Raw genomic sequence first — 22807 nt, 5'->3', positions numbered from 1 at the left:
AGCTACCGCGAATCCGCGACGCTTGGTCCGCTCTCTTCTATGGGCCGTCTGTTCTGCGTGTGTTGTGTTCTACGCGTGTTGGGGGCCTAGCGTGTTGGGGACCTAGCGTGTTGTCGACGTCTCGCAATCGCAGAAGTCGCTTGACGCTCGATCTCGCAAGACTGGACGGCTCACGTGATGGGCGTCGCACCGTTGGCATACAATCTCGATCAACCGCTCTAACACTTGATCTTCCGTCAGGGAATCGGTGTCGACTGGGATCGCGTCTTCCGCTTTCACGAGCGCCCCCACAGGTCGCGAACGATCGTGTTCGTCTCGCTCGATTTGGGAGCGGAGGATGGTATCCAGGTCGCCTGGAAGGTTTTTTTCCTGCAGTTGTAAAAAGCGGCGTTCGGCGCGGACCTCGGGGGAAGCCGTCAGAAAGATCTTGCACTCCGCGGCAGGAAAAGCCACCGTTCCCTGGTCGCGTCCCTCCGTCACCGCGTTCTTCCCCTCTGCCCATCGCACCTGTGCGGCCACCATACAAGCCCGCACGGCCGTGTTGTCGGCCACTTCTTTGATCGCCTCCGTGACACGCGGTTCGCGAATCTCACGGCTAACATCTTTGCCGTTGAGCAATACCCGCGCCCCATCGAACTGGATATCGGAGGAATTGGCAATTCGTGCGACGGCCTCGGCATCGGTCAAATCGATTTGGTGGTCCAAGCAAAAGAGGGTTACCGCACGGTACATCGCCCCTGTATCGAGAAACTCAAAACCGAGAGCATCCGCAAGCCGCTTGGCAATCGAGCTTTTGCCGGCTCCCGCCGGGCCGTCGATTGTGACTATCATGCAAAAACTCCGGCGTGAAAATTTAAGGGCCCAACAGACGACAACCCAACGATAAAGTGTTGCTCGCTCCGCCCTCTATTGTGATGGAGGAGAGGACAGAGGCAAACCGCAATTTTGACCAACTTTTAGCCCGCTCCGTTGCGAGATATCCGCGTCACACGGGAGCGTCCAGCTATACTTAGAGCATCTCCTCTCGAATCGTTTCATCGAAACTGCGACATCTGAACTGCGTCATCGAAATCCAGGTCTTGTTATGCGTATTTCCATTGCGGCACCCGTTCGCTCCGTGGCGATTCTGGGACTGCTCGCCCTCATTTCCCTTGTTCTCCCCGAAATCGACAGCAGGTCCCAATCGGCTTGGCTGAAACCCCTTACTCTGACGGGGCAATCCGTTGCCGCCCCGCTGGCTTGGCAAGAAGGAAATCCACCCGCCGCCCCCAAGCAGGAGGATGCTCCCCCGACGAAAGCGGAGGCGGAGAAATCGACCGAAAAGCCCGATGCGAAACCGGCCGATGAGTCCAAGCCGGCTGATGAGTCTAAGCCGACCGAAAAGGAAACCGAAAAACCGACCGAACGAAAAGTTACGCCAAAGGAAAAACCGGCCGCTAAGTTGCAGCTTCGATGGCTTTCCCTCAGCGGTAGTTACGAAGACATTGCGACGCCAGGGGGAATCGATCCCACGGAATTGCTTCTCGGTGGCTCGTTGAGCAAACCCAAATCGTTCTTCAAGCTCTGCGACTACTTAGATGAAATGGCTGCCGAGGAAAATCTCGTGTGGGTCCTGTTCGATCTTTCCGATTCCAATCTTTCCTTCAACACCGCTCAGCTCGACGAACTTTCTCGCCGTCTCGAGCGATTCAAAGCGAAGGGAAAAAAGACGATCGCGTGGCTGGAAAACGCAGCCAACGTCCATCTCGCCATCGCGTCCCAATGCGATGAAGTCTTCCTCGCCGATTTCGGTTCTGTCGATATGCCCTCCTCCTCCATGAATACCTTGTTCTACCGCGAAGCGATGGATCTGGTGGGTGTCAAAGCCTCCGTGGTGCGAGCCGGAGATTTCAAGGGGGCTGTCGAACCCTACATGAACCCTATGATGAGCGAGCACTTGAAAGATCATTACTTGAAGATGTTGGAATCGATCAACGCTTCCCAAGTTTCCCGTATCGCGAAGGGGCGGGGAATCACGACCGCCGCCGTCCGAGAACTTCAGAAAAAACGCATGCTGCTACCTGCCGACGCGCTCGCCGCAGGATTGGTCGACAAACTCGCCCCCTACGGTTCGATGAAGAAAACCGTTACGGAATTAGTCGGCTCCGAATTCGAATGGACCCGTCCCAAAGCCAAGCCGAAACGGGAAATGTCCCTTTTCGAGTTGATTGGCAAGTCGATGGCAGGACCCAAGGAATCGGCGACCAAACTTCGCGAAGATTCGATCGTCGTCCTCCATCTGCAAGGAGCGATTGTGGATGGCAAGTCCGCATCCCCGGGCTCGATCGTGTCGGGACCCATGGTGAGAGCGATCGAAGAGCTGATGCAAGACGACAAAGTCAAAGGTGTCGTGGTACGGATCAACTCGCCTGGTGGAAGCGCGACCGCGAGCGAAGCCATTCGCCAATCGCTCGCTGAATTGGCCAAAAAGAAACCCGTGATCTTCTCGATGGGTAGCGTGGCCGCGTCGGGTGGATATTGGGTAACTTGCATCGGTGAACCGATCTATGCCGAGCGCGGTACCATCACCGGATCGATCGGCGTCTTCTCGCTGAAACTGAGCTTTGGTTCGCTCATGCGACGGGTGGGCATCCATGTCGAATCCGTAGCGCTCGACCCCACCGCATCCTCCGATGCGGTCGATCGAGTCTGGTCGGACGAAGAAATCGCCAACATGCAACGATTCATCGATGCGGTTTACGATAAGTTTCTCGTCTACGCGAGTGAGTCTCGCAAACTCCCCGTCGACAAACTGAAGGAACTGGCTGGGGGACGCGTCTGGTCGGGAGAGCAAGCGAAACAAGCGGGACTGATCGATGAAATCGGAGGGCTCGATGACTGCGTTGCCGTCGTCTCGAAGAAGGCGCAAGTCGCGAAATACAAAGTCGTGCACCGTCCCGATGCCCCGTCCGGCATGAGTCTCCTCGATCTCTTGAGCGATGGAGAGGATGACGCAGAGATCGCCGCGCCGATCGTCCGCGACATGGAATCGAAGCTGGATCAAACGCTAAGCGGTCTGGGCTTCCGACTCGATACCCTCCGAACGCTGCTTCGTTATTCCCAACCTCGCGGCCGCTCGATGCCAACGATTTGGGCGATGATGCCCGACGAACTCTCGGTGAAGTAGCGAGGAAGACGAGGGTGCCCAACGCGATCCATTGGTCGAAGCTGGCTCGACCACAATCGATCCTCCGGCAATTCCTCATTCCGATCTTGCTCGCCGTCCTCCTCACCGGAGTCGGGGTGGCGAGCGTCTCCAAATGGGCCGCGGATCGAGCTTCTAGACAAAGCTCGGCAACCAGAATGCGGAACATGGGTGAGTTGATCGTCCAAGCTCCGTTTCCCAAAACGGGAAACGTGCTCGAGCAACTCCATGACCTTACCGGATTGGAGTTTGCTTGGTTTCGATCCGACCCTTCTTCCCCCAAGGAGGGCGACAAGGGGGATGCGTGGATTCTCTTGGAATCCACCCTTGTATTGGAATCCGACGATGAGGCTTGGGTTCGCAAATCACTGCGCTCGCCGATCCGAGTCGGAATGCCGTCTCACAGCAACCGCTTTCTCTGCGAAGGAACATTAACGGGGGAATCGGTGAGGCTCCTTACGGTCGCCACCTATTCGGAGCGCCTGCTCGTCATCGAACCGGCTCGACAAAGGGGGGATGGATGGATGATATTTGCCCTGCCCCTTATCACAGGTCTCCTGTCATCGATCGGTATCGCGATCGTCGCAGCGTGGACCGCCAGCCGCCTTTCCGATCGCATTGAAGATCTCCGGTCGGAGGTTGCAGGCATCGCGGAAGGAGAATTTGAACATCCTCCCGCAACGGGGCCGGAAGACGACATATGGATGTTGCAGACGTCGATCCATCGCATGGGAGAGCAATTGGAAGAATCTCAAAACCAGATCGCGCGCAATGAACGCTCGCGATTGATCCACATGCTAGGGAGCGGACTGGCTCATGAGTTGCGGAATCATCTGACCGGCGCTCGATTGGCCCTGCAAACGATTTCCACCGAAGACCCCAACCATGAAACGCTGGGGATCGCCCTTAAGCAATTGGACTTGGCGGAGTCGCAGATCAAACGTTTGCTGGCCGTTCGCTCTCCCGCGGGCGGTTTGTCCTCCGGGCCGATGGCGGTCGAAGAAATCAATCGCACGGTAGCGGAATTGGTTGGACCCATGGCGATGCACCGGTACGTCTCGCTGGACGTTTTTCCGCCGTTCGATGACAACGGATCGGAAGGAGCTACGATGAATCGCTGGCTCATCCCTGCGGGGCAAAACATGGTCAATGTCCTCTTGAATCTGCTGGTCAATGCCATCGAAGCGGTCGGGACGGGTGGAAACGTCCAATTGGAGTTCGACACCGTCGACCAACCCCCCACCAGCGCACGCTGGAGGGTCCGTGACGATGGACCCGGACCAAGCCCCGAGATCGCGGCTTCCATGTTCGAACCTTTCGCCTCCACGAAACCGGAAGGAGTTGGGCTCGGACTAGCGATGTGTCAGCAGATTGTTCAGTCCCTCGGGGGAACGATTGGATGGTCGCGCGAGGGTGATCAAACTGTATTCGAAGTCATGGTTCCGCTAGAAAACCTTCATGTCCCTTCCTGAACAAATCAATGCACCGACCCCGGTCGTCTGGATCGTAGACGATGAGCCTGCCATCTGCTGGTCGTTGCGCAAAGCGATCGAGGCCCAAGGATTGCGAACGAGCGTTTTTTCCAATGCCGAAAGCGCGATCGAATCGTTGGCGGATAGTCAGTTGCCCTGCGATGTTTTGGTCACGGACATTCGGCTTCCTAAGAAAGATGGGTTTTCGGTCGCGGAGGCTTCGTATCAGCATCGTCCACATGTTCCGATCATCTTGATGACAGCGTTCGGAGATCTCGAAACGGCGGTCAAAGCGATGAGGGCCAAGGTTTTCGAATACCTTGTCAAACCGTTCGACCTAAAGGACGCGTTGCAAGCGATTGATAAAGCGATTGCGGAACGAAACAAACCAGTCGTGGCTGTCGATTTTTCGTTGTCGATCCCCGAGGCGTTGCTTCTCGGACGGTCCCCCCGCATTCAGCAGGTCTACCGCCAGATCGCCTTGGCAGCTGGTAGCGAGCAACCGGTTCTCATCACCGGTCCTGAGGGTGCGCCCCTGGAGTCTGTTGCCTCGGCCATCCATCGCAATAGCGATCGGGCCCTCCAACCGTTCCTTTCGGTCTTGCCATCGACGATATCGTTGTCCGCCTTGGAACGCGAGTTCGTCGGATGTGCGTTTCTCGAAACCTCGAAAGACTCCATCAAATCGACGACGCTCAAAACCGGGCTCCTCGGGCTTGTGGGGGAAGGGACGCTCTTCATCGAGGAAGTCGCCGACTTGCCGCGGAGTGTGCAACTGCAATTGTTGCGAGTTCTGGATCAGGGGTGTTATCTACCATTCGATTCCCCGCAGACTCATCCGTTTCGGGGCCACGTGATCGTCTCCTCCACGCGAGAATTAAGAGACTTGGTGGAGCTCGGTGAGTTTGATCCTCACTTGGAACGCCGGTTACAAGTTTTGCGAATCCAAGTTCCTACGCTGGGGAGTCGCAAAGAAGACGCTCTGGAGATCGCCGACGCCTTGGCAGCGCGATGCCGTGTCGAAGGGATGCGAATCGAAGCGGACGGTAGGGCTTGGATATTGGAACAGGAGTGGCTGGGGGATGTGCGGCAGCTTCGCAACACGGTCGAGCGAGCCGCCATCGCATCGCATGGAAACGCTTTGAATGCGGAGGACTTGCGAAAAGCCGCAACGGGGCTAGACGCTCGCAACATCCCGCGAATGACGGGTTCCAGCCAGTTCGAGGTGGAGCTGGCCAATGCGGTCCGTCACTGGTTGTTGGATCATCTCAGCCAGCACGAAGGAACCAACAGCGAGGAAGAGTTTGGAATGCTCTACGACGAATTTCTCGCCGTTGTGGAGCCTCCTCTCCTGAGAGAGCTCTTCCATCGCCTTCAGTTCAACCGAGCGGCCACGGCGGCCAAACTCGGTCTGCACCGATCGACGCTTCGCCAAAAAATGCGAAAGTACGAGATCGACTGACCCAATCGATTAAGGGATTACTTGTCCGCAAGCGCTTCGGATTCCACGGTATCGGTCCCGAAGTAATGGGTGATCTGATCCACGAGATCTTCGGGAGCAGCCTCTTCGAGGACCGGGATACCGGTCGTGGATTCGTCGAGATTCATCATCTTCTCGGCGACATCCAAACGTGTCGAGATATCGTCCAGTGTTTCCCGCACATTGCTCAGGGAGCTATCGTGCAGCGAGTATTGGCTGCTGGCATCCACGACTTGGTGCATTGTCCAGCGGGCTTGCAGATTCTCAACCGTCACTTCGTGTTGACGTTTCGCTGCGAGCATTGCATCCAGTTTGCGGCGGGCTGCCTCGAGATTCATTTCGCGCGCTTCCAAAACCTTTTCCAACTTGTCGTAGGTTGCCTCTTGGGTTTGGAAGTGTTTGAAGCGATCGTTCAAGTCCTTTTTGACTTGATCCATATCGTAGGTTCGACCGCCATACGAAACGAACTTCACTCCGCTCTGCAAATCATCTTTAAGTCGCAGAATGGCCTCTTTCGATTTGGCGAGACTCGTTCCTTTCGATTGCACTTCTTTTTGCAACTTCGCCACTTCGACTTCCTCGCGAGCGATGATTCGAAGGTTCTCAGCAATCTCTGGTTTAAGATTGAGGATCATGTCGCGAACCCGTTTGATCTCCAAATCGATTGGAATTTGATCTTTGATATGGTCCCGAACCGAGTGGTATCCCGTCCTGACGTAGCTCATCGCCGAGGTGCCGCCGATGAGAGCTCCTGTGCCAGCCACGAGAGCAGATCCGATCAGTATTTTCTTTAGCATGGTATTTCCCCCAATCGCAGATGAAACAGGCGGTACTCACCGCACTGCCGCTCCCATTCATCGCATCGTCCGAGGATCGGATCTACCCGCTGTAGATCGCAGAATCCTGCAAAGACCGACTGGACATGAGGTGCACGGACAAGGAGGATTTCGGGAGTGATTCCCGGATCTTGGAAACTTTTGACGAAAGGGGACAAAATGAAAAAAGAGGAATCGGCAGCCGACCGGTTAGCTACAATGGGAGGAGCGAACCAGCCAAGATCGAACCAACCGAAATCGATTGCTTGCGATCAAGGAACGGAATCGGGAGCCAAGCCATTGTCTCTGGAAGCATTGGGATACTCGATTGGGAAAGACTGTTCGAAAGAGCCAAACGCATACCTCGAAGCGAGCGACGCAGGGGTGTCGGGAGAATAGCTTCCCGATTTTGCAGCGCGTGATGGGCATGGAAACCGAGTACGCGATCATGCATTGGGGGAGCGCACCCAAAGTTCCCTTCGATTTTCATCGATTCATCGCCTCGGTGAAACGGACCACCCCGGCCGTCCCGAGCTTGCGAAATGGACTCCGGTATTTCCTCGCAAACGGTGGAAGCTTTTCCCTTGAAAATGGGTCTTCTCCGGATTTCCGCCGCGTCCTGCTCGAGTCAGCGACTGCAGAGTGCACCAGCCCACTCCAATTGCTCGAGTCGCAATGGGGAATCCGAGACTTGGCCGTCTCGGCGGTCGAGGATAGTTGCCCGAACGAGAACATCTGTTTGGTGCAGGGGAATCACGACGGGCACGGGCACACGTATGGCCAGCATGAATCCTACGATGTCCGCATTGCTCAAGGAGGCTGGCTGCTCGGATGGCGGTTGGGCGTCCTTTTTCTTTTGCCCTGGGTTCTGGCCTATCGATTTCTGGCCGCCGTTTGGATTCTTTGGATCGTGCTCTTGGCTAAGGGGGAAGGCTCGCTCCGGTGGATGACGCTCCGTCGGACAACTCGCCAAGACGGTCCGGATTCTGATTCTCGAAGCCCGGAAGGGACGCACTATATTGCCACCCGATGGCTAATGCTGTGCGCTCAGGGATTGCGCGTACTACATAGTCCACTCGCCTGGCTACTTTGGTGCAACATTCAGCTCTTTGCGTTGCGTCCCTACCGTAGGCAGCTCGGTGCCTTTTTCGCGAGCCGCTGCATTTTGGACGGAAGCGGTTGTGTTGACGACGAAGGACGGTTCAGCGTCAGTGCTCGGGGGCAGCAGATCAATTGCATGATTGGCTTCGGCGGGTACAGCCGCAGTCGACCTATCTTTCGGTGCGACAATTGGCTCCGACAACTCTGCTTTGGAAGCCCATTCTCGATCAAGGGATTTTTGGGGCTTCTCCGGCAAAGGCAGCGAGTTGAAATCGCGGTAGGGGATTCGGGCATATGCCAAGTGTCCCAGTATATTCGCGTGGGAAGCACGGCCCTGGTCTTGGATTTGGTGGAACAAAACCCAGCTGCTATCCTTCCTCGCCTCCGGTCACCCGTCCAATCCCTGCAGCGATTCACGAAGGATTGGATGCTCCTCGCCAAGGTTTCCGATACCAGCGATTCGCAATGGCAAGCTTCCGAGATTCAAAATGCGTACGCTTCCCAAGTAAGAACCATGTTGGAGCAATCGAACAATGTTCCGAATGAAGCCTGGAAGATTCTTCATCATTGGCAATCCACCCTCAACTATTTGGACTTGTCCGACGATACCAGTGCTCCATCCAAGGAGCTTGTTGGTCGCATCGATTGGATTACCAAGCTCTGGCTGCTCGACCAATTGGAAAAACCTGCATCGGTCGATGCACGCCGCAAGCTCGATTTGCGTTATCACGAACTTACGTCGGAAGGCTACGGGTTGAGAATACAAAGTGTGCTCGGTGGTCCCGTGCTCGCGCGCCCAGATCGTGTCGAGCGCGCGAAATTCAACCCACCCGATTGCGTGGCCCCCCAACAAAGGGCCTATTACATTCGAGAGTTCGGAGGCGATTCTGCAAAGCTGGCGATGGATTGGAACGAAATTCGCTTTTCTATCGATGGCAAGTGGAAAACGATTCGCTTGCAACGTTAGTTCCTGTCCCCACACAAGGTCTTTCACATGGATGTTGCTGTTTTCGATACCAAGGTCTACGACCGTGAGCACTTGCTCGGTGCTATACACGATGACCGCCTCCACTGGCGATTCCACGATTTTCGTTTGTCCCTTGAGACAGCCCAGGCGGCACAACGATGCGAGGCGATCTGCATCTTCGTCAATGATCGATGCGACCGAGAGGTCTTGGACCGACTTCGCCACCAAGGAGTTCGGATCATCGCCCTGCGATGCGCCGGGTTCAACAATGTCGACTTGAACGCCGCCAAGGACTTCGGGATTGCGGTTGTGCGAGTCCCTGCCTACTCACCCCACGCTGTGGCGGAACACACCGTGGGGCTGCTGCTCGCAGTGAACAGAAAGTTGCACCGAGCCTATAATCGGGTCCGCGAACAGAATTTTGCATTGCACGGTTTGGTGGGATTTGACATTGCTGGGAAGACAGTGGGGATCGTTGGAACGGGGCGCATCGGCAAAGTGACGGCCCAGATCCTTCGGGGATTCGATGCCAAGGTGATCGCCTTTGATGAATATCCGGATCGCGATTGGGCAGAGCGAAGCGGTGTGGAATACGTCGATAAGGACTCGCTGTTCCGTCAGAGCGATATCCTCTCACTGCATGTCCCCCTCACCGACACGACGTATCACCTGCTCGATGCGACCTCACTGGGATGGACCAAACCAGGCGTGACGATCGTGAACACCTCGCGTGGGAAACTCATCGATACAAGTGCTCTGATTCAATTTCTCAAGTCCGGGCATATTGGTAGCGTTGCGTTGGATGTGTACGAAGAAGAGGAAGGGGTCTTTTTTGAAGACCTGTCCGGCAAAATCCTTCAGGACGACGAGCTGGCGTTGTTGTTGACCTTTCCCAACGTTCTGATGACGGCTCATCAAGCTTTCTTGACCCGCGAGGCCTTGTCCGAAATCGCGCGCGTCACGTCCGAAAATCTCCTCGCCTTTGGGAACAAGATCGCGTTCCTCCCCGGTACCCAACTCGTCTGAGTCGATCCTGTCAAAGGGGAGGAAATGCCCCTTAGGGGTGGTTTGTGGGGGCGTGTGCTTGCGTTTCGTTTGGAGCGCAAGTACGATTCGGGTCGTGCGTATACGTTCCGTCGTAGGCGGTTGACTCGCAAGCAGATCCTTATCATCGAAAGGTACTTTATGACCACTTCCAGGAATACCAGTCGTCGCAGTTTCCTGCAGACCACGTCCGTCGCCGCTTGCTCGGGGTTCTTCGTTGGAGCTGCCGGCGCCTCCCGAGCTCTGTATTCTCCCAATGAACGCCCCGTCTTCGCCACGATCGGGCTCAGGAATCAAGGCTGGACGATCACCGACAAGTCGACCAAGTACGCCGACTTCGCAGCCTTCGCCGATGTCGATGCCAATGTGCTCGGGGCTATCAACGAGAAACTCAAAAACAAAACGGGCAAGGCTGCGGAGGGTTACAAAGACTATCGTCAGATCCTCGATCGCAAAGATATCGATGCAGTGATGATTGCCACGCCCGACCATTGGCACACCAAGATCACCGTCGAAGCAATGCTCGCAGGTAAAGACGTCTATTGCGAAAAGCCGCTGACGTTGACCATCGAAGAAGGGAAGCTCATCGAAAAGGTGGTGAAGCAAACCGGACGGATTTGCCAAGTGGGTACGATGCAGCGCACCGAATTCGACAATCGCTTCCTCACCGCGGTCGCCCTAGTTCGAAGCGGTAGAATCGGCGAAATCAAGAAAGTAACCTGCGGCATCAACGGTGCCACCGGATCACCGGAGCTTCCTGCTATCGATGTTCCAGAGGGACTAGATTGGGACATGTGGCTCGGGCCTGCTCCCAAAGTCGCGTACCGCGCACTCCCCGAGATTCGCAAGGGTTACGGTGGAGGCGTTCCCCTCTACACCAACTGCCACTACGCGTGGCGCAACTGGTATGAATACTCCGGCGGTCAAATGAATGACTGGGGAGCCCACCACGTCGATATCGCAACTTGGGCACTCGGTGCCGCAGAATCGGGCCCGAACAAGATCACACCGGTCAGCTTCTCCCTTCCCGTCGAATACGAGAATGGAAATCCCAAAGTTGCCGATCGGTATAACTCGCCGACCAAGTTCGAGATTCTCGTCAATATGCCTGGGGATATCCCGATGGTCATCACCAGCGAAGGAGATAACGGGATTCTCTTCGAAGGAACGAAAGGCCGATTCTTCGTCAACCGCGGGAAAATTACCGGCAAACCTATCGAGGAACTGGAAAGCAATCCCCTTCCAGAAGGCGCGATCCAGGAGGTATATGGCGGACCCGTGAGCGAGAACCATACGGATAACTTCATTGCATCCATGCGATCTCGCAAACAGCCGATTGCGGATGTTTGGACCCACAATCGGATGCTCGAAACTTGCCATCTCGCCAACATCGCGATCCGCTTGGGCCGCGAACTTACATGGGATCCTGTCAAGCGTGAGATCGTTGGCGATGAGCAAGCCAACGCATTCCTCAAGCGAGAGAGTCGCAAGGGATACGAAACCAAGGTCTAAGCGGTCGATCGCATTGGAAGCGGTTTGCTCCCAAGCAGGTTGCCACAAAAACGTGAAACGCCGGAGAACTTCGGTGCAGTATGTTGCTCCGATAACTCCGGCGTTTTCTGCTTGCAGCAAGCGGGTGAACCCGGCTTGCATACCTCTTATGACTCAGTGGCGGACGCCAGGTCGACTGTCTTACTGATCGCCGATCCACACCATGGAGGATCGGTAGATCAATTCGATTTGACGGCTAGCTGGAGCCAAAGGACCATCGAGATCAGGATACACGTCCTTGGGAGACTCTTTCGCTGTATCCATGAACAATCGCCATCGGATCCCGCGGGTTGCGGCCGGCATGATGAATTGTTTGGTCTCGGGAGTTCCGTTGAGCATGATCAAGATATCGCGTCCGAAGCCTTCCGGGTCTTCCGCGGGGGTTGGCTTGCCGAGCCAGCAAACCAATGTGCCATTGGGGGCGTCCCAGTGGATTGGTTTTCCGGTCGACTCGAACCAGCTGACATCGGGAATACCTCGTTGATCTTGCGGGCGTCCGGTCAAGAATTGTTGCCTTCGGAGAGAAGGCTGCATCTTGCGGAACTCGATCAACGCTTGGGTGAAGCGTAACATCTCGCTCTGTGAATCCACTTGATCCCAATGGAACCACGAAATGTCGTTGTCTTGGCAGTAAGCATTGTTATTGCCTCGCTGCGTACGTCGGACTTCGTCCCCCATCACGACCATCGGTACACCTTGGCTGAGCAACAGTGTCGACATCATGTTTTTGATCTGTCGAACGCGGATGTTTTCGACGGCCTTCTTTTTCGTAGGACCCTCGACTCCGTAGTTGTCGCTGCAGTTATTGTTGTCCCCGTCGCGATTTCCTTCCCCGTTGGCTTCATTATGCTTGTCCTTGTACGTGACAAGGTCGTTCATGGTGAAGCCATCATGGGAAGTGACAAAGTTGATGCTGCAATACGGAGCGCGACCTGCGTGTTCATACAGATCCGAAGATCCGCTCAACCGGGTAGCCATCGCACCGACCATGCCGCCATCGCCTCGCCAATACCGGCGCACATCATCTCGGAATCGCCCATTCCACTCGGCCCATCGCAGATCGCCAAACGATCCCACTTGATAGGCACCCGCAGCGTCCCAAGCCTCGGCGATAATTTTCGTATCGGCCAGCATAGGATCTTCCGCGATCAAGTCGACCAAGGGCGGATTGGGCATCAAATTGCCGTATCGATCGCGAGAGAGAATACTCGCCAAATCGAAACGGAAACCGTCGATGTGGTAGTTGTGAACCCAATGGCGGAGGCAGTGGAAAATCAATTCGCGGCAAACAGGGTGATTGCCGTTGAAGGTGTTCCCGCAGCCGCTGTAGTTGCTGTAGTGAGCGCCCCCTGAATTCAAAATGTAATAGACTTGGTTCTCAAGCCCCTTGAACGAAAGCACGGGCCCCCGCTCGTTTCCTTCACAGGTGTGGTTGAACACCACGTCGAGAATGACTTCGATTCCCGCTTGGTGCAAGGCTTTGACCATCTCCTTGAACTCCTGCACCTGGGCACCCGGTTCTTTCGAATGCGAGTAGCCTCGGTGGGGAGAGAAGAAGTTCATGGGGTCGTAACCCCAGTAGTTCTGGCGCTCAGGAACGTTTCCATAGACATCAAGGATGGGGAATTCATGCACGGGCATCAATTCCACCGCGGTCACCCCCAAGCTCTTCAGGTAGGGGATTTTCTCGATGACACCTAGGTAGGTTCCAGGGTGCTGAACGCTCGAGGACTTGTGCTGTGTGAATCCACGCACATGCATCTCGTATATGATCGAGTCGCTCAAGGGGCGTCGGATGTGCCGGTCGCCCTCCCAATCGAACGCATCATCGACCACCACGCACTTGGGAGGACGAATGACACCATCGGTTGTTTGTTGACAGCAACCCGCAAGCGCTTTGGCGTACGGGTCGATAAGTCTCGCATTGCCATCGAACCACTGACCCGATTCCGGATCAAAAGGCCCATTGGCTTGCAAATGGTATAGTTGCCCTGGTTTGAGTCCTGGAACAAAGATGCTCCAGACATCTCCCCATCGATCCGCCTTGCGGTCGAACTCGATGACTTCGCTTGGCTCACGGTCGTTCACATCCTTGTAGAGCAGCAACCGCATCTGGGTCGCCGATCGACTAAAGATCGTGAACTGAACGCCACGTTCGTGGACGTTTGCACCGTACGGCAAGCGGTAGGCGAATTGCAGATCAGGAAGCGGGTGCCGCATGAGCATAAATTTCGGGATGTCCTTTCCTAGCGGGATGGGTTCCAAGCTGACTTTTGGGTCAGCAACCTTAGCACCCCGCTAAGAAATCTAAAACAAATGTTCCCAAAACCTCTCAAAATAGAAATGGAACGGGTAGGGCTTCTCCGCATGGCGAACAAGTAACGCCTGGAGGCAGGTGTGACGATTAAGGAGAGAATGTCACATCACCCGGAAATAGCTGCCAGAGCAAAATCAGCAACAAGGCTCCTCAGGTCCAGCGCAGCTTTCGGTGATCTCAAATCCCAAGTCTCGTATCATGTTGTAATCCTCTTCGGGTGCCTGCCCCTGCGTGGTCAAGTAATCGCCAACAAAAATACTATTCGCTACAAACAGACCAAACGGTTGCAACGATCGCAGGTGACGCTCACGGCCTCCCGCAATACGCAATTCACTTCGCGGATTTACAAATCGCATCATGCACAAGGCTCGGATGCAATCGCGTGCATCGAGATACTCCTGCTTTTCGAAGGGTGTGCCATCGATCGCATGCAGAAAATTCAACGGAATCGACTCAACGGATAACTCCTTCAAAGAAAATGCCATCTCGACGATGTCCTCTTTCTTTTCCCCCATCCCAATGATGCCGCCGCTGCACAGCTGCATGCCCGCATTTCGCACATGCTGCAGCGTTTCTACTCGATCGTCAAACGTGTGCGTCGTGCAGATCTCCGCGTAATGGTCGCGACTCGTGTTCAGATTGTGATTCACTTTGTCCACGCCTGCCGCCTTCAATCGCTTGGCCTGATCCTCGTTGAGAAGTCCCAAACAGGCACAGATATTCAGACCATACGTCCGCTTGATCTCCGGAACGATCGTCTCCACCGCCTTCATCTCTCGCTCATTGGGGGCCCGACCACTGATAACGATGCAATACGTTTTGCTCTTGCGCTCCGCAGCCAACCTCGCTCCATCCATGAGCTTGTCACGGCTCAAGATGTTGTACTTGGGAATCGGTGCATCCGAAATCTTCGACTGGCTGCAGTAATGGCAATCCTCTGGACAGAGACCGCTCTTCGCATTCATCAAGAAATAGAGCTGTACCGTCTTTCCGAAGTACTGATGACGGATGCGGTAGGCGGCTCCCAATAGATCCAGCCACTCCTCATCGGAGGACTCGAGAATCGATAACGCTTGGGAGCGGCTGATCTCCTGACCAGCGAGAACCGAGGCTGCAAGCGAATGCCAAATCGAATCGGTCGAAGGGACTGCAGTGGGAGAAAGCATTGGAATCCAGAAGGAGTGGTAAACGGAGGAAGCGTGCGGAGCCGCCATTGTAACCCATACGCCGATTGTCCGCCTTTTGAGGACGTTAACCGATGCGCCGAAGTCAGGGATTGTACGGCGGAAGAGGTTACAGGCAAAGGCTTTGCGCGTCGAGAATAATCGCTACACGCCATCCCTCGGCGAATTCTGTGGATATGCCTGCATTCCTTCGACGATACGGCAGGGGTGGAATGCTATCTAGCTTCGGATTGTCCGTTCGGCATTCCCTAGAAGCCCCTCGACCAAGCATCGGAGCTTTCATGGCAAAAACTGGCCCATACTTAGACGACGTGGAGGAGCCACAGGACGAAGAGATCCGTTCGATCTCTCGTCGACGCAGTCCCAAGGATGGTGCACAGCTTCAATCTCCCCTGGAGACCTACCTGAGAGAGATTAACGAGACCAAGCTCTTGACGGCCGAGGACGAGCAAATGCTCGCGAGAGCAATTGCGAAAGGTGACGCGGCCGCCCGAGATCGAATGGTCCGTGCCAACCTTCGACTCGTTGTGAACATTTCTCGCAGCTATGTTGGCAAAGGACTCGCGTTACAAGATCTCATCGAAGAAGGAAACTTGGGATTGTTGCGCGCCGTGGAAGGATTTGATCCGGACATGGGAACGCGATTTAGCACCTACGCCAGCTATTGGATCAAGCAGTCGATCAAACGCGCTCTGATCAACTCCGCGAAGACGATCCGCATCCCCGCCTACATGGTCGAGCTTCTGAGCAAATGGCGACGTGCCACCGCGCGGCTCTCGGATGAACTCGGTCGAATGCCGACCCAAGAAGAAGTAGCCCGCGTTCTGGGGCTTCCTAAGAAGAAGCTCCCAATCATCAAAAAAGCAATTCAAGTCTACAACGCCACACCCCAAAGCGACCAATCCGACTCAGGATGGTCTCTGGGTGAGATGGTGATGGACGAACGGTTGAAGAGCCCCGATGAAGCGCTCCTCGACCACGATGTTTTGAAGACAGCCATCGAACTGCTTGGGACCCTCGATACCCGCGAAGCAACGGTGCTTAAACTCCGCTTCGGATTGGGGGACACCCCACCTCACACCCTGAAAGAAATCGGAGCCGAACTCGGTCTGACACGGGAACGTGTAAGGCAAATCGAAACCGAAGCTCTCAATCGATTGCAGCACGCCCTGAAAGATCCCAAAGAACGACTCGGCTTGGCTTAACGCCCCGTCGTAGGGGACGCATCCATCGTCAACTCCTTGAACGTCAAAATGCCATCGCCAAAGAGCGATGGCATTTTGCATGGCTGACTACCAAAGCCGTCGATCGCGAGGGTCCCGTTGGTATTGCCGGTATAACACGCTGTCGGGCTCATTAGGCATCTGCATCCGGCAGAAGGCCGCGGCCGCAGCCCCTGCCACAAAACCACCGATATGAGCCAAATAAGCAACACCCCCCGCGGAGACGGTGGTCGCAGCGATGGAACCATAACCACTCACCAATTGCATTAAAATCCACATGCCGAGCACTACCACGGCCGGCACCGTAACGACTTGATACAAGAATATCGCGTTGATCCGATTGTGTGGAAACAAAACGAGATAGGCGCCCATAATTCCGGAAATGGCCCCGGATGCTCCCAAGTTCGGAATAACGCTATCGCGATCCATCCAAATCTGAGCAAGACTTCCGACCAACCCTGCCGAGAGATAAAAGAGCAAAAATTTGGCGTGCCCGAATCGATGCTCGACGTTGTCGCCGAAAATCCACAGGTAGAGCATATTGCCAGCGATATGTCCGAACCCACCATGCATGAACATAGAGCTCAAAAGAGTGAGCCACACAATCGGGGGCCCGGGAGCCTGCGGGATCTGCACAACTCCCTGACCCGGTATCTCCAACGGTTGAGGCTCGATTAAATCGACTCCGCTCGTTATCTCTTTGGGGATCACGCTCCAGCCATAGGTAAACATCGGGTCCACAAGCTGGACGATAAAGAGCAGGACGTTGGCAGCCAGCAACCCGTAGGTCACATAGGAGACGGTGGTGATTTCGCGATCATCGTCGCTGATTGGAAAAAACATGTGTCACCGAGGGGAGAATACAAATGGGTCGAGGTTGCTCATCTTACTCCATCCCGCTTCTCTTCGATTTTGAAGCAGTAAAGATCCCGACCCGAAGACGTTGAAAGTGCGATCAGACGAAGATCAGAGTACGATGCGAAACGGGGAGCCTGCACCCTGCGAAGGGCGCCCACTCCCAGCAACCGGCCCGCTCGGATTGGGCAACCAAGAAAGGGGCTCTTCAGATTCCCTCTTGTGCGCGAGGATGCCGTCGACAAGATCTGGCCTCTGGCCCAAGTGCTCCTCAAGTCCTTCGCGAAAGGGCTCGGCACCGTGAACGGTCACACGGTCTTGATGATCGATCTCTAAAGAAACGGTCCCAGCCGAAAAGGGGTTCCCCAACCGTTTGCTCGCCCCCTCAACCCATTCCCGGAGCGATTTTTGGACCTCGGACCAACTCAACACACTTTTTTTGTCCGTCGCTTCACCAGCGGAGGCTGTTGCTTTGCTCGCGTGCGGGACTTCCGAGGGGCCACTGTCCGATGGATGAAGGATTTGAGAGAGCAGATCGCCAAAGGCTTCGCTCGTCTTTCCCGCTACTTGTCCCACCGACTGCAGGACTGCGGGCGCTGCCGCGAGGGAGGCACCCATCCATGGGAAGGGAAGATTCATCCGAAGTCTCGCTTTTGCGATTGGTTTCCATAGGGAAAACGCTGATGGTGGTAGAGGACACTATCACGGGGCATATTCCTTCTTCGGCAATCTGGATGCGATGCGTGAATCTTTTCCGGTTAGGCAGACAATTTGGAAAAAAACAATTCGAACGTTTGGATTGCCTTCAGAAGATTGGCGATTGGTGCCGATACTCCCATCTGTACCTAGGGGGAAAGAGGTATGCATTACGAAGGGAACTCTGTGCCTGGAGTTCCCCTCGTAATGCTCCATATTCATTCGCCAAACCTCCTCCACCCATGGTTCACCTATCCATTGAAGCTCGACGACCGATTGCGTTTGCGATCGGGATTCTCTGCGGCATGCTTCTCTTGTGCCCCGGGTGCGCCGCGATTCCCGATGTGCGGTACAAACCGAAGTACCACAACCCGTTTCCTGAACTCTCTCGGGTCGCGATTCTTCCCTTTCGCAATCAAAGCGAAGAACCTACCCTCAGCGGCGCCCGTGTATCGCTCGCCTATTACAACGAACTTCAGTCGGTCCCCGGCTTCGAAGTCCTTCCGCTCGGCGTCGTCGAACAAGCTCTCATCGCCTTTGAACAACAACGGCTGAATCGACCGATCGCTACCGCGGAAGACTTTCAACAATTCGCCCAGTTCCTCGGAGTCGACGCGGTCCTCCAAGGAGCGGTGACGGACTATACACCCTATTACCCACCTCGCATGACTCTCAAGGTGAATTGGTACGCAGCCAACCCCGGGTTGCATCCCATCCCGGTCGGCTACGGACTTCCCTGGGGAACCAAAGAAGAAAAGAAGATTCCGGAATGGATACGGCTTGAATCCGAAAGAGCCTTGGCCCGCGAGCAAATCGCAACCCAAACGCCTCGCGCCGGGACAGAGTCTGCCTCACCCCCCGCCCTCGCGTCCCCTTTGCTCCCGACGCCGGAAGAACAAAATATTGCACCCGAGCCCGCGCGTGGTCCCGGAGAAATTCCCAGTTCGGAATTACCAGCCCCTGCACCGACAGGGAACTCGGATGAAGAAGTAGAAACGCTAGCGAACGGAATCGAATCGGCGAAAGTGCGAGTTCAATTCGCTTCGTGGGAAGAACCGTTTGAAGAGCCAGCGCGCATGCCCGCGAAGGTCCGATCGTTGGAGGAGCAAAACCCATTGATCCCTCAATCCGACGGTAGCTTCCGAATTGATTCCTCCTTGGAACCGACGATGGGAATGCAGGAAGAGGTGGAGGGAGAAGAGGTGTTGGGGCAGACCGGTCCGCGTGAATCGGCGGTCATGGAGCCTCACCAGGTAGGTGCTATTGTGATCGGTAGCGGGGCGAGGGATGACCGCGACTCCACAGGTAGGAATGAAGGCAATCCACCCAATTGGCCCGATGCGAGAGGTTTTATCCCACGTCGTCCTAGCACGGAACCCGCGCCCTTTGTGCCCCAATACGAGCCGGTCATTTCACATATGAAGGCCTATAACGGTAATGACGAAGATTTCACGCAATCCCTTCAGGAGTACTTTTACTTTCGTGACGACGCGCGTTTCGGAGGCTGGCAATCGTATCTCCAACGCAGCGAAGACTTTATACGTTTCTGCTGCCATCAGCACATCGTGGAAACCCTCTCGAGCCGCGGCGGACAGCTTGAAAGTCGCCTGAATCTCCGATGGCCTGTCTACCGATACGAACGCTAGCCGCAAACAGGCAATGCGGCGCGTTGAGGTGCGATCGCATCCCAAACGGGTTCGGACACAGGCACGGAGGTTCGCTTCATGAGTGGCGAAGTCAGCGTCGTCGCGCTAGTGCGCGGCGAGGAACAGTACATATTTATGTTCGACGAAGCGAATCGTACGGAAACGCTTCGCATGCTCGGACGTTACGCAGCCGATCCGGACCTTTCCTTCACCTGGTACGACGCTGCCATTCTTAGTCAGCGCATTCGCGAGCTCATGCCGGCTGCCAGCATGGGCACCAATCCCAGCGTCCCCAAAGCGAACTGGGTTCAGAAAAAGGGGAATCATCCCAACAGCAGCCACAGCTTGCCAGTACCAACGAATAAGCCTCGCTTCCGATTGCCCACAGAAGGAAGCTAACGAACGGATAAGTCGCTTTCGCTTCCTAGCCTGATTTACTTGGCCAGCTTCGTTCGCTTTTCGAAGGATTCGGCTGCCATGAGCAATTGGGCTCGATCATGCGCCGCGGAGACTTGCGTTCGAATGCGGGCTTTCCCCTGCGGTACAACAGGATAGGAGAAGGCGATCACGTAGATCCCATCCTCCAGCATCGCTTGCGCAACCCGCGCGGCTTGCGCAGCATCTCCAATCATCACGGGAGTGATCGGGTGCGTGCCGGGCAGAATGGTCATCCCGCGACGAAACATCTCTTCCCGAAAGAATTGCGTATTGGACTCGAGCTTATCGCGCAGCTCCGTGGAGTGTTCCAAAATCTCCAGAGCACGTATAGCACCCGCAACAACGGGGGGAGCGATCGTATTGGAAAAGAGGTACGTGCGAGACCGTTGCCGTAGAAGCTCGACGAGCTCCTTGCTCCCTGAGGTGTAACCGCCACTCGCACCCCCCAATGCTTTGCCAAGTGTCCCGGTCATGATGTCGATGCGATCGAGGACGCCGCAGTGCTCGTGCGTGCCGCGCCCTTTGGCCCCCACAAAGCCTACTGCGTGGGAGTCATCCACCATGACCATCGCATCGTACTCGTCGGCCAACTCGCATATTGTGGCCAAGTCTGCGATCGTGCCATCCATCGAGAACACTCCATCGGTGGCAATCAATCGAAAGCGAGCCGACTTGGCCTCCTCGAGCTTGGCCCGAAGGTCGTCCATGTTATTGTTCTTGTAGCGAAGTCGCTGGGCTTTGCACAATCGAATACCATCGATGATGCTGGCATGATTGAGCTCATCCGAGATGATGGCATCTTCCGCAGTCAAGATGGTCTCAAAAAGTCCGCCGTTGGCATCCCAGCAGGAATTGTAAAGGATGGTGTCTTCGAACCCCAGGAATCGACTGAGTTGTTTCTCCAGATCCTTGTGAATCGATTGTGTCCCACAAATGAAACGAACCGATGCCATTCCATATCCCCAACGATGCAGTGCCTCCTCGGCGGCCTGCTGCACACTCGGGTGATGCGCTAAGCCCAAATAGTTGTTCGCACACATATTGAGCAACTTGCGGCCATCCTCTAGCTCCACCATGGCTCCTTGCGCAGAACCGATAATACGTTCCGTCTTAAAGGTTCCCGCATCACGCATGCTTTGGAGGGAGTTGGACAAGTATTCCAAGAATTGAGATTTCATTCGTTCGGCTCCAGACAAGAAAACAGGATGGACCAGCATGGTAGCAATGAATCGCCTCGCCGCCGAGGGTTTCCCTAGAATTAGACGAACCGAAAACTCTCCCACTGTGTCTTGAGGATCGTATGAAACATCATTCACGAAAACCCGACTTTTCCACCGGAAGCGGGGCTCGCTCCCAACCGAGCTTCGATCGCAAAACACTCCAACTTTGTTCGCAGGTCCGCCGCGTGCTGGAATACGGTGTAGACGAAGTCCTTCACGGGGAGGCGCTGGTGGCGGTTACCGATGTGATCCCGGCACCCGACGCATCGCATTTGCTCGTGCTGGTTCAACCGATGGGAGATACGACCATCGAAGAAACCGAGGCGATCCAACAGCGACTCGTCGCTTCCGCAACGCAATTGCGCGCGATGGTCGCAGAGGGAATCTCCCGGCGAAAGACGCCGTCGCTTTCATTCCAAGTCCTCCCGCCCTTCATCGTCGAGCAAAAAACGTAGGTCGATAAAGACTTGCGAGAGACTGTGTGAATCGCGTTGGCGGAACTGGATTCATGCAAACGAAAAGAGGGTGGACGTGCCACCCTCTTTGGTTCGTTGATCCAGTGCACCAGCTGCGATTAGCTGACGGTCTTGATCGTCTTGAGAATTCGCGAAACGATCTTGTATGGATCGGCTTGCGAGTTAGGACGTCGATCTTCGAGGTATCCCTTGTATCCGCTGTTGATAAAGCTGTGCGGGATACGAATGGATGCACCGCGGTCGGCAACCCCGTAATTGAACTTGTCGATCGACTGGGTCTCGTGGAGACCGGTCAATCGCAGGTGGTTGTCTGGACCGTAAGCGGCGATGTGCTCATCGCGATACTTGTCAAATGCAGCCATGAGTTTCTCGAAGTACTCCTTGCCACCTTCTTCTCGCAACTTCTTGGTGGAGAAGTTGGTATGCATACCGGAACCATTCCAGTCACCCTTGATGGGCTTGCAGTGGAACTCGATGTCGATGCCGTACTTCTCAGCAAGACGAATCAAGAGATAGCGTGCGATCCACATGTCGTCGCAAACCTTCTTCGAGCCTTTGCCGAAGACCTGGAATTCCCATTGCCCCTTCGCAACTTCCGCATTGACCCCTTCCAGGAAAATGCCTGCGTCCAAGGTAATGTTGATGTGCTCTTCTACGATCTGACGGGCGATGTCGCCGCAGTTCTTGTAACCGATACTGGTGTAGTAAGGTCCCTGCGGTCCTGGGAATCCCTCTTCAGGGAATCCGAGGGGACGACCGTTCTCGAAGAAGAAGTATTCTTGTTCGAATCCGATCCAAAGATCGGGATCTTCATCAACCGTATTGCGGAAGTTGGATGGGTGAGGCTCGCCATTAGGAAGGAGCACTTCACACATCACGAGAAAGCCGTTGACGCGCGTGCTATCTGGGTAGAGAGCAACGGGCTTCAAAATGCAATCGGAACTCTTGCCTTCGGCTTGTTGGGTAGAGCTACCGTCGAATCCCCACAGGGCGAGATCCGCGACACTCTTTGGCGCAGTATCGACGACCTTCGTCTTGCTGCGGAGGTTGGGCTCCGGCAAATAGCCGTCCAACCATACATACTCGAGCTTAAATTTCTTTTCAGAAGACATTCAGCTACTTCTCTCTACATAAGGAA

General features: G+C 55.2%; 19 protein-coding genes. 11 read left to right on the top strand and 8 right to left on the bottom strand.

All coding sequences use genetic code 11. The annotated features are described in order from the left end of the window. Positions 1-102: 102 nt before the first annotated feature. Positions 103-831 (bottom strand): (d)CMP kinase, encoded by a 729-nt coding sequence (gene cmk / locus VN12_RS16945; protein WP_146677946.1) that lies wholly within the window; start codon positions 829-831, stop codon positions 103-105. 253 nt (positions 832-1084) lie between these two features. On the opposite strand from cmk, the gene sppA reads away from it, so the two are divergent. From sppA to VN12_RS16930, 3 genes are read left to right on the top strand one after another with little or no spacing between them, the layout of a single operon-like run. Further along, a complete protein-coding gene (gene sppA, locus VN12_RS16940; RefSeq protein ID WP_146677945.1) occupies positions 1085-3166 on the top strand; it encodes a signal peptide peptidase SppA in 2082 nt (693 codons plus the stop codon). Between the two features lie 14 nt (positions 3167-3180). Beyond that, positions 3181-4656 (top strand): sensor histidine kinase, encoded by a 1476-nt coding sequence (locus tag VN12_RS16935; protein ID WP_146677944.1) that lies wholly within the window; start codon positions 3181-3183, stop codon positions 4654-4656. After that, positions 4643-6118, top strand: a complete 1476-nt coding sequence (locus VN12_RS16930; RefSeq protein ID WP_146677943.1) for a sigma-54-dependent transcriptional regulator — start codon at positions 4643-4645, stop codon at positions 6116-6118. Before VN12_RS16935 ends, VN12_RS16930 begins: the two co-directional genes overlap by 14 nt. A gap of 17 nt (positions 6119-6135) precedes the next feature. Here the strand turns inward: VN12_RS16930 and VN12_RS16925 are convergent, their stop codons facing one another. Further along, positions 6136-6933, bottom strand: a complete 798-nt coding sequence (locus VN12_RS16925) for a hypothetical protein (RefSeq protein WP_146677942.1) — start codon at positions 6931-6933, stop codon at positions 6136-6138. Between the two features lie 198 nt (positions 6934-7131). Between VN12_RS16925 and VN12_RS16920 the strand changes: the two genes are divergently transcribed. From VN12_RS16920 to VN12_RS16905, 4 genes are all read left to right on the top strand, one after another. Further along, positions 7132-7350: a hypothetical protein gene (locus tag VN12_RS16920; RefSeq protein WP_146677941.1), complete on the top strand. Its 219-nt coding sequence runs from the start codon at positions 7132-7134 to the stop codon at positions 7348-7350. 28 nt (positions 7351-7378) lie between these two features. After that, positions 7379-9019 (top strand): proteasome accessory factor PafA2 family protein, encoded by a 1641-nt coding sequence (locus VN12_RS16915; protein WP_168164472.1) that lies wholly within the window; start codon positions 7379-7381, stop codon positions 9017-9019. A gap of 27 nt (positions 9020-9046) precedes the next feature. Further along, positions 9047-10045, top strand: a complete 999-nt coding sequence (locus VN12_RS16910; RefSeq protein WP_146677939.1) for a 2-hydroxyacid dehydrogenase — start codon at positions 9047-9049, stop codon at positions 10043-10045. 159 nt (positions 10046-10204) lie between these two features. Continuing rightward, positions 10205-11575 carry a Gfo/Idh/MocA family protein gene (locus tag VN12_RS16905; protein WP_146677938.1) on the top strand — a complete coding sequence of 457 codons (1371 nt, stop codon included), beginning with the start codon at positions 10205-10207 and terminating at the stop codon, positions 11573-11575. Positions 11576-11755: 180 nt separating this feature from the next. On the opposite strand, the gene glgX is transcribed toward VN12_RS16905, so the two are convergent. After that, positions 11756-13840: a glycogen debranching protein GlgX gene (gene glgX / locus VN12_RS16900; RefSeq protein WP_146677937.1), complete on the bottom strand. Its 2085-nt coding sequence runs from the start codon at positions 13838-13840 to the stop codon at positions 11756-11758. Positions 13841-14065: 225 nt separating this feature from the next. After that, positions 14066-15097 carry a biotin synthase BioB gene (bioB, locus tag VN12_RS16895; protein WP_240491175.1) on the bottom strand — a complete coding sequence of 344 codons (1032 nt, stop codon included), beginning with the start codon at positions 15095-15097 and terminating at the stop codon, positions 14066-14068. Between the two features lie 299 nt (positions 15098-15396). Here bioB and VN12_RS16890 point away from each other — a divergent pair, with 299 nt between their 5' ends. Next, the gene (locus VN12_RS16890; protein ID WP_205855069.1) at positions 15397-16320 is read left to right on the top strand and encodes an RNA polymerase sigma factor RpoD/SigA; all 924 of its coding nucleotides are present in this window, start codon (positions 15397-15399) and stop codon (positions 16318-16320) included. Positions 16321-16407: 87 nt separating this feature from the next. Here VN12_RS16890 and VN12_RS16885 read toward each other — a convergent pair whose 3' ends face one another. Both VN12_RS16885 and VN12_RS16880 read right to left on the bottom strand, forming a co-directional pair. Further along, positions 16408-17181 carry a rhomboid family intramembrane serine protease gene (locus VN12_RS16885; protein ID WP_146677934.1) on the bottom strand — a complete coding sequence of 258 codons (774 nt, stop codon included), beginning with the start codon at positions 17179-17181 and terminating at the stop codon, positions 16408-16410. A gap of 123 nt (positions 17182-17304) precedes the next feature. Further along, positions 17305-17832 carry a hypothetical protein gene (locus VN12_RS16880; RefSeq protein ID WP_146677933.1) on the bottom strand — a complete coding sequence of 176 codons (528 nt, stop codon included), beginning with the start codon at positions 17830-17832 and terminating at the stop codon, positions 17305-17307. 299 nt (positions 17833-18131) lie between these two features. Here VN12_RS16880 and VN12_RS16875 point away from each other — a divergent pair, with 299 nt between their 5' ends. Together VN12_RS16875 and VN12_RS26220 are read left to right on the top strand one after the other, a co-directional pair. Beyond that, a complete protein-coding gene (locus VN12_RS16875; protein WP_146677932.1) occupies positions 18132-19535 on the top strand; it encodes a hypothetical protein in 1404 nt (467 codons plus the stop codon). 78 nt (positions 19536-19613) lie between these two features. Then, a complete protein-coding gene (locus VN12_RS26220; RefSeq protein WP_205855068.1) occupies positions 19614-19934 on the top strand; it encodes a hypothetical protein in 321 nt (106 codons plus the stop codon). A 35-nt stretch (positions 19935-19969) separates the two neighbouring features. Here the strand turns inward: VN12_RS26220 and VN12_RS16865 are convergent, their stop codons facing one another. Beyond that, the gene (locus tag VN12_RS16865; RefSeq protein ID WP_146677931.1) at positions 19970-21151 is read right to left on the bottom strand and encodes a glycine C-acetyltransferase; all 1182 of its coding nucleotides are present in this window, start codon (positions 21149-21151) and stop codon (positions 19970-19972) included. 122 nt (positions 21152-21273) lie between these two features. On the opposite strand from VN12_RS16865, the gene VN12_RS16860 reads away from it, so the two are divergent. Further along, positions 21274-21648 carry a ribosome-binding factor A gene (locus VN12_RS16860; protein ID WP_146677930.1) on the top strand — a complete coding sequence of 125 codons (375 nt, stop codon included), beginning with the start codon at positions 21274-21276 and terminating at the stop codon, positions 21646-21648. A 119-nt stretch (positions 21649-21767) separates the two neighbouring features. On the opposite strand, the gene VN12_RS16855 is transcribed toward VN12_RS16860, so the two are convergent. Next, positions 21768-22781 carry a glutamine synthetase beta-grasp domain-containing protein gene (locus tag VN12_RS16855; RefSeq protein ID WP_146677929.1) on the bottom strand — a complete coding sequence of 338 codons (1014 nt, stop codon included), beginning with the start codon at positions 22779-22781 and terminating at the stop codon, positions 21768-21770. Positions 22782-22807: the final 26 nt, after the last annotated feature.

The sequence above is a fragment of the Pirellula sp. SH-Sr6A genome, assembly GCF_001610875.1.
Classification (GTDB): domain Bacteria; phylum Planctomycetota; class Planctomycetia; order Pirellulales; family Pirellulaceae; genus JBKCUI01.
This window is presented reverse-complemented; position numbering and strand designations above follow the sequence as displayed.

What these genes read in the sequence shown, in the direction of transcription:
- cmk (WP_146677946.1), bottom strand. Translation starts at nt 831, where the DNA reads ATGATAGTCACAATCGACGGCCCGGCGGGAGCCGGCAAAAGCTCGATT.
- sppA (WP_146677945.1), top strand. Translation starts at nt 1,085, where the DNA reads ATGCGTATTTCCATTGCGGCACCCGTTCGCTCCGTGGCGATTCTGGGA.
- VN12_RS16930 (WP_146677943.1), top strand. Translation starts at nt 4,643, where the DNA reads ATGTCCCTTCCTGAACAAATCAATGCACCGACCCCGGTCGTCTGGATC.
- VN12_RS16925 (WP_146677942.1), bottom strand. Translation starts at nt 6,933, where the DNA reads ATGCTAAAGAAAATACTGATCGGATCTGCTCTCGTGGCTGGCACAGGA.
- VN12_RS16920 (WP_146677941.1), top strand. Translation starts at nt 7,132, where the DNA reads ATGAAAAAAGAGGAATCGGCAGCCGACCGGTTAGCTACAATGGGAGGA.
- VN12_RS16915 (WP_168164472.1), top strand. Translation starts at nt 7,379, where the DNA reads ATGGAAACCGAGTACGCGATCATGCATTGGGGGAGCGCACCCAAAGTT.
- VN12_RS16910 (WP_146677939.1), top strand. Translation starts at nt 9,047, where the DNA reads ATGGATGTTGCTGTTTTCGATACCAAGGTCTACGACCGTGAGCACTTG.
- VN12_RS16905 (WP_146677938.1), top strand. Translation starts at nt 10,205, where the DNA reads ATGACCACTTCCAGGAATACCAGTCGTCGCAGTTTCCTGCAGACCACG.
- glgX (WP_146677937.1), bottom strand. Translation starts at nt 13,840, where the DNA reads ATGCTCATGCGGCACCCGCTTCCTGATCTGCAATTCGCCTACCGCTTG.
- bioB (WP_240491175.1), bottom strand. Translation starts at nt 15,097, where the DNA reads ATGCTTTCTCCCACTGCAGTCCCTTCGACCGATTCGATTTGGCATTCG.
- VN12_RS16890 (WP_205855069.1), top strand. Translation starts at nt 15,397, where the DNA reads ATGGCAAAAACTGGCCCATACTTAGACGACGTGGAGGAGCCACAGGAC.
- VN12_RS16885 (WP_146677934.1), bottom strand. Translation starts at nt 17,181, where the DNA reads ATGTTTTTTCCAATCAGCGACGATGATCGCGAAATCACCACCGTCTCC.
- VN12_RS16880 (WP_146677933.1), bottom strand. Translation starts at nt 17,832, where the DNA reads ATGAATCTTCCCTTCCCATGGATGGGTGCCTCCCTCGCGGCAGCGCCC.
- VN12_RS16875 (WP_146677932.1), top strand. Translation starts at nt 18,132, where the DNA reads ATGGTTCACCTATCCATTGAAGCTCGACGACCGATTGCGTTTGCGATC.
- VN12_RS26220 (WP_205855068.1), top strand. Translation starts at nt 19,614, where the DNA reads ATGAGTGGCGAAGTCAGCGTCGTCGCGCTAGTGCGCGGCGAGGAACAG.
- VN12_RS16865 (WP_146677931.1), bottom strand. Translation starts at nt 21,151, where the DNA reads ATGAAATCTCAATTCTTGGAATACTTGTCCAACTCCCTCCAAAGCATG.
- VN12_RS16860 (WP_146677930.1), top strand. Translation starts at nt 21,274, where the DNA reads ATGAAACATCATTCACGAAAACCCGACTTTTCCACCGGAAGCGGGGCT.
- VN12_RS16855 (WP_146677929.1), bottom strand. Translation starts at nt 22,781, where the DNA reads ATGTCTTCTGAAAAGAAATTTAAGCTCGAGTATGTATGGTTGGACGGC.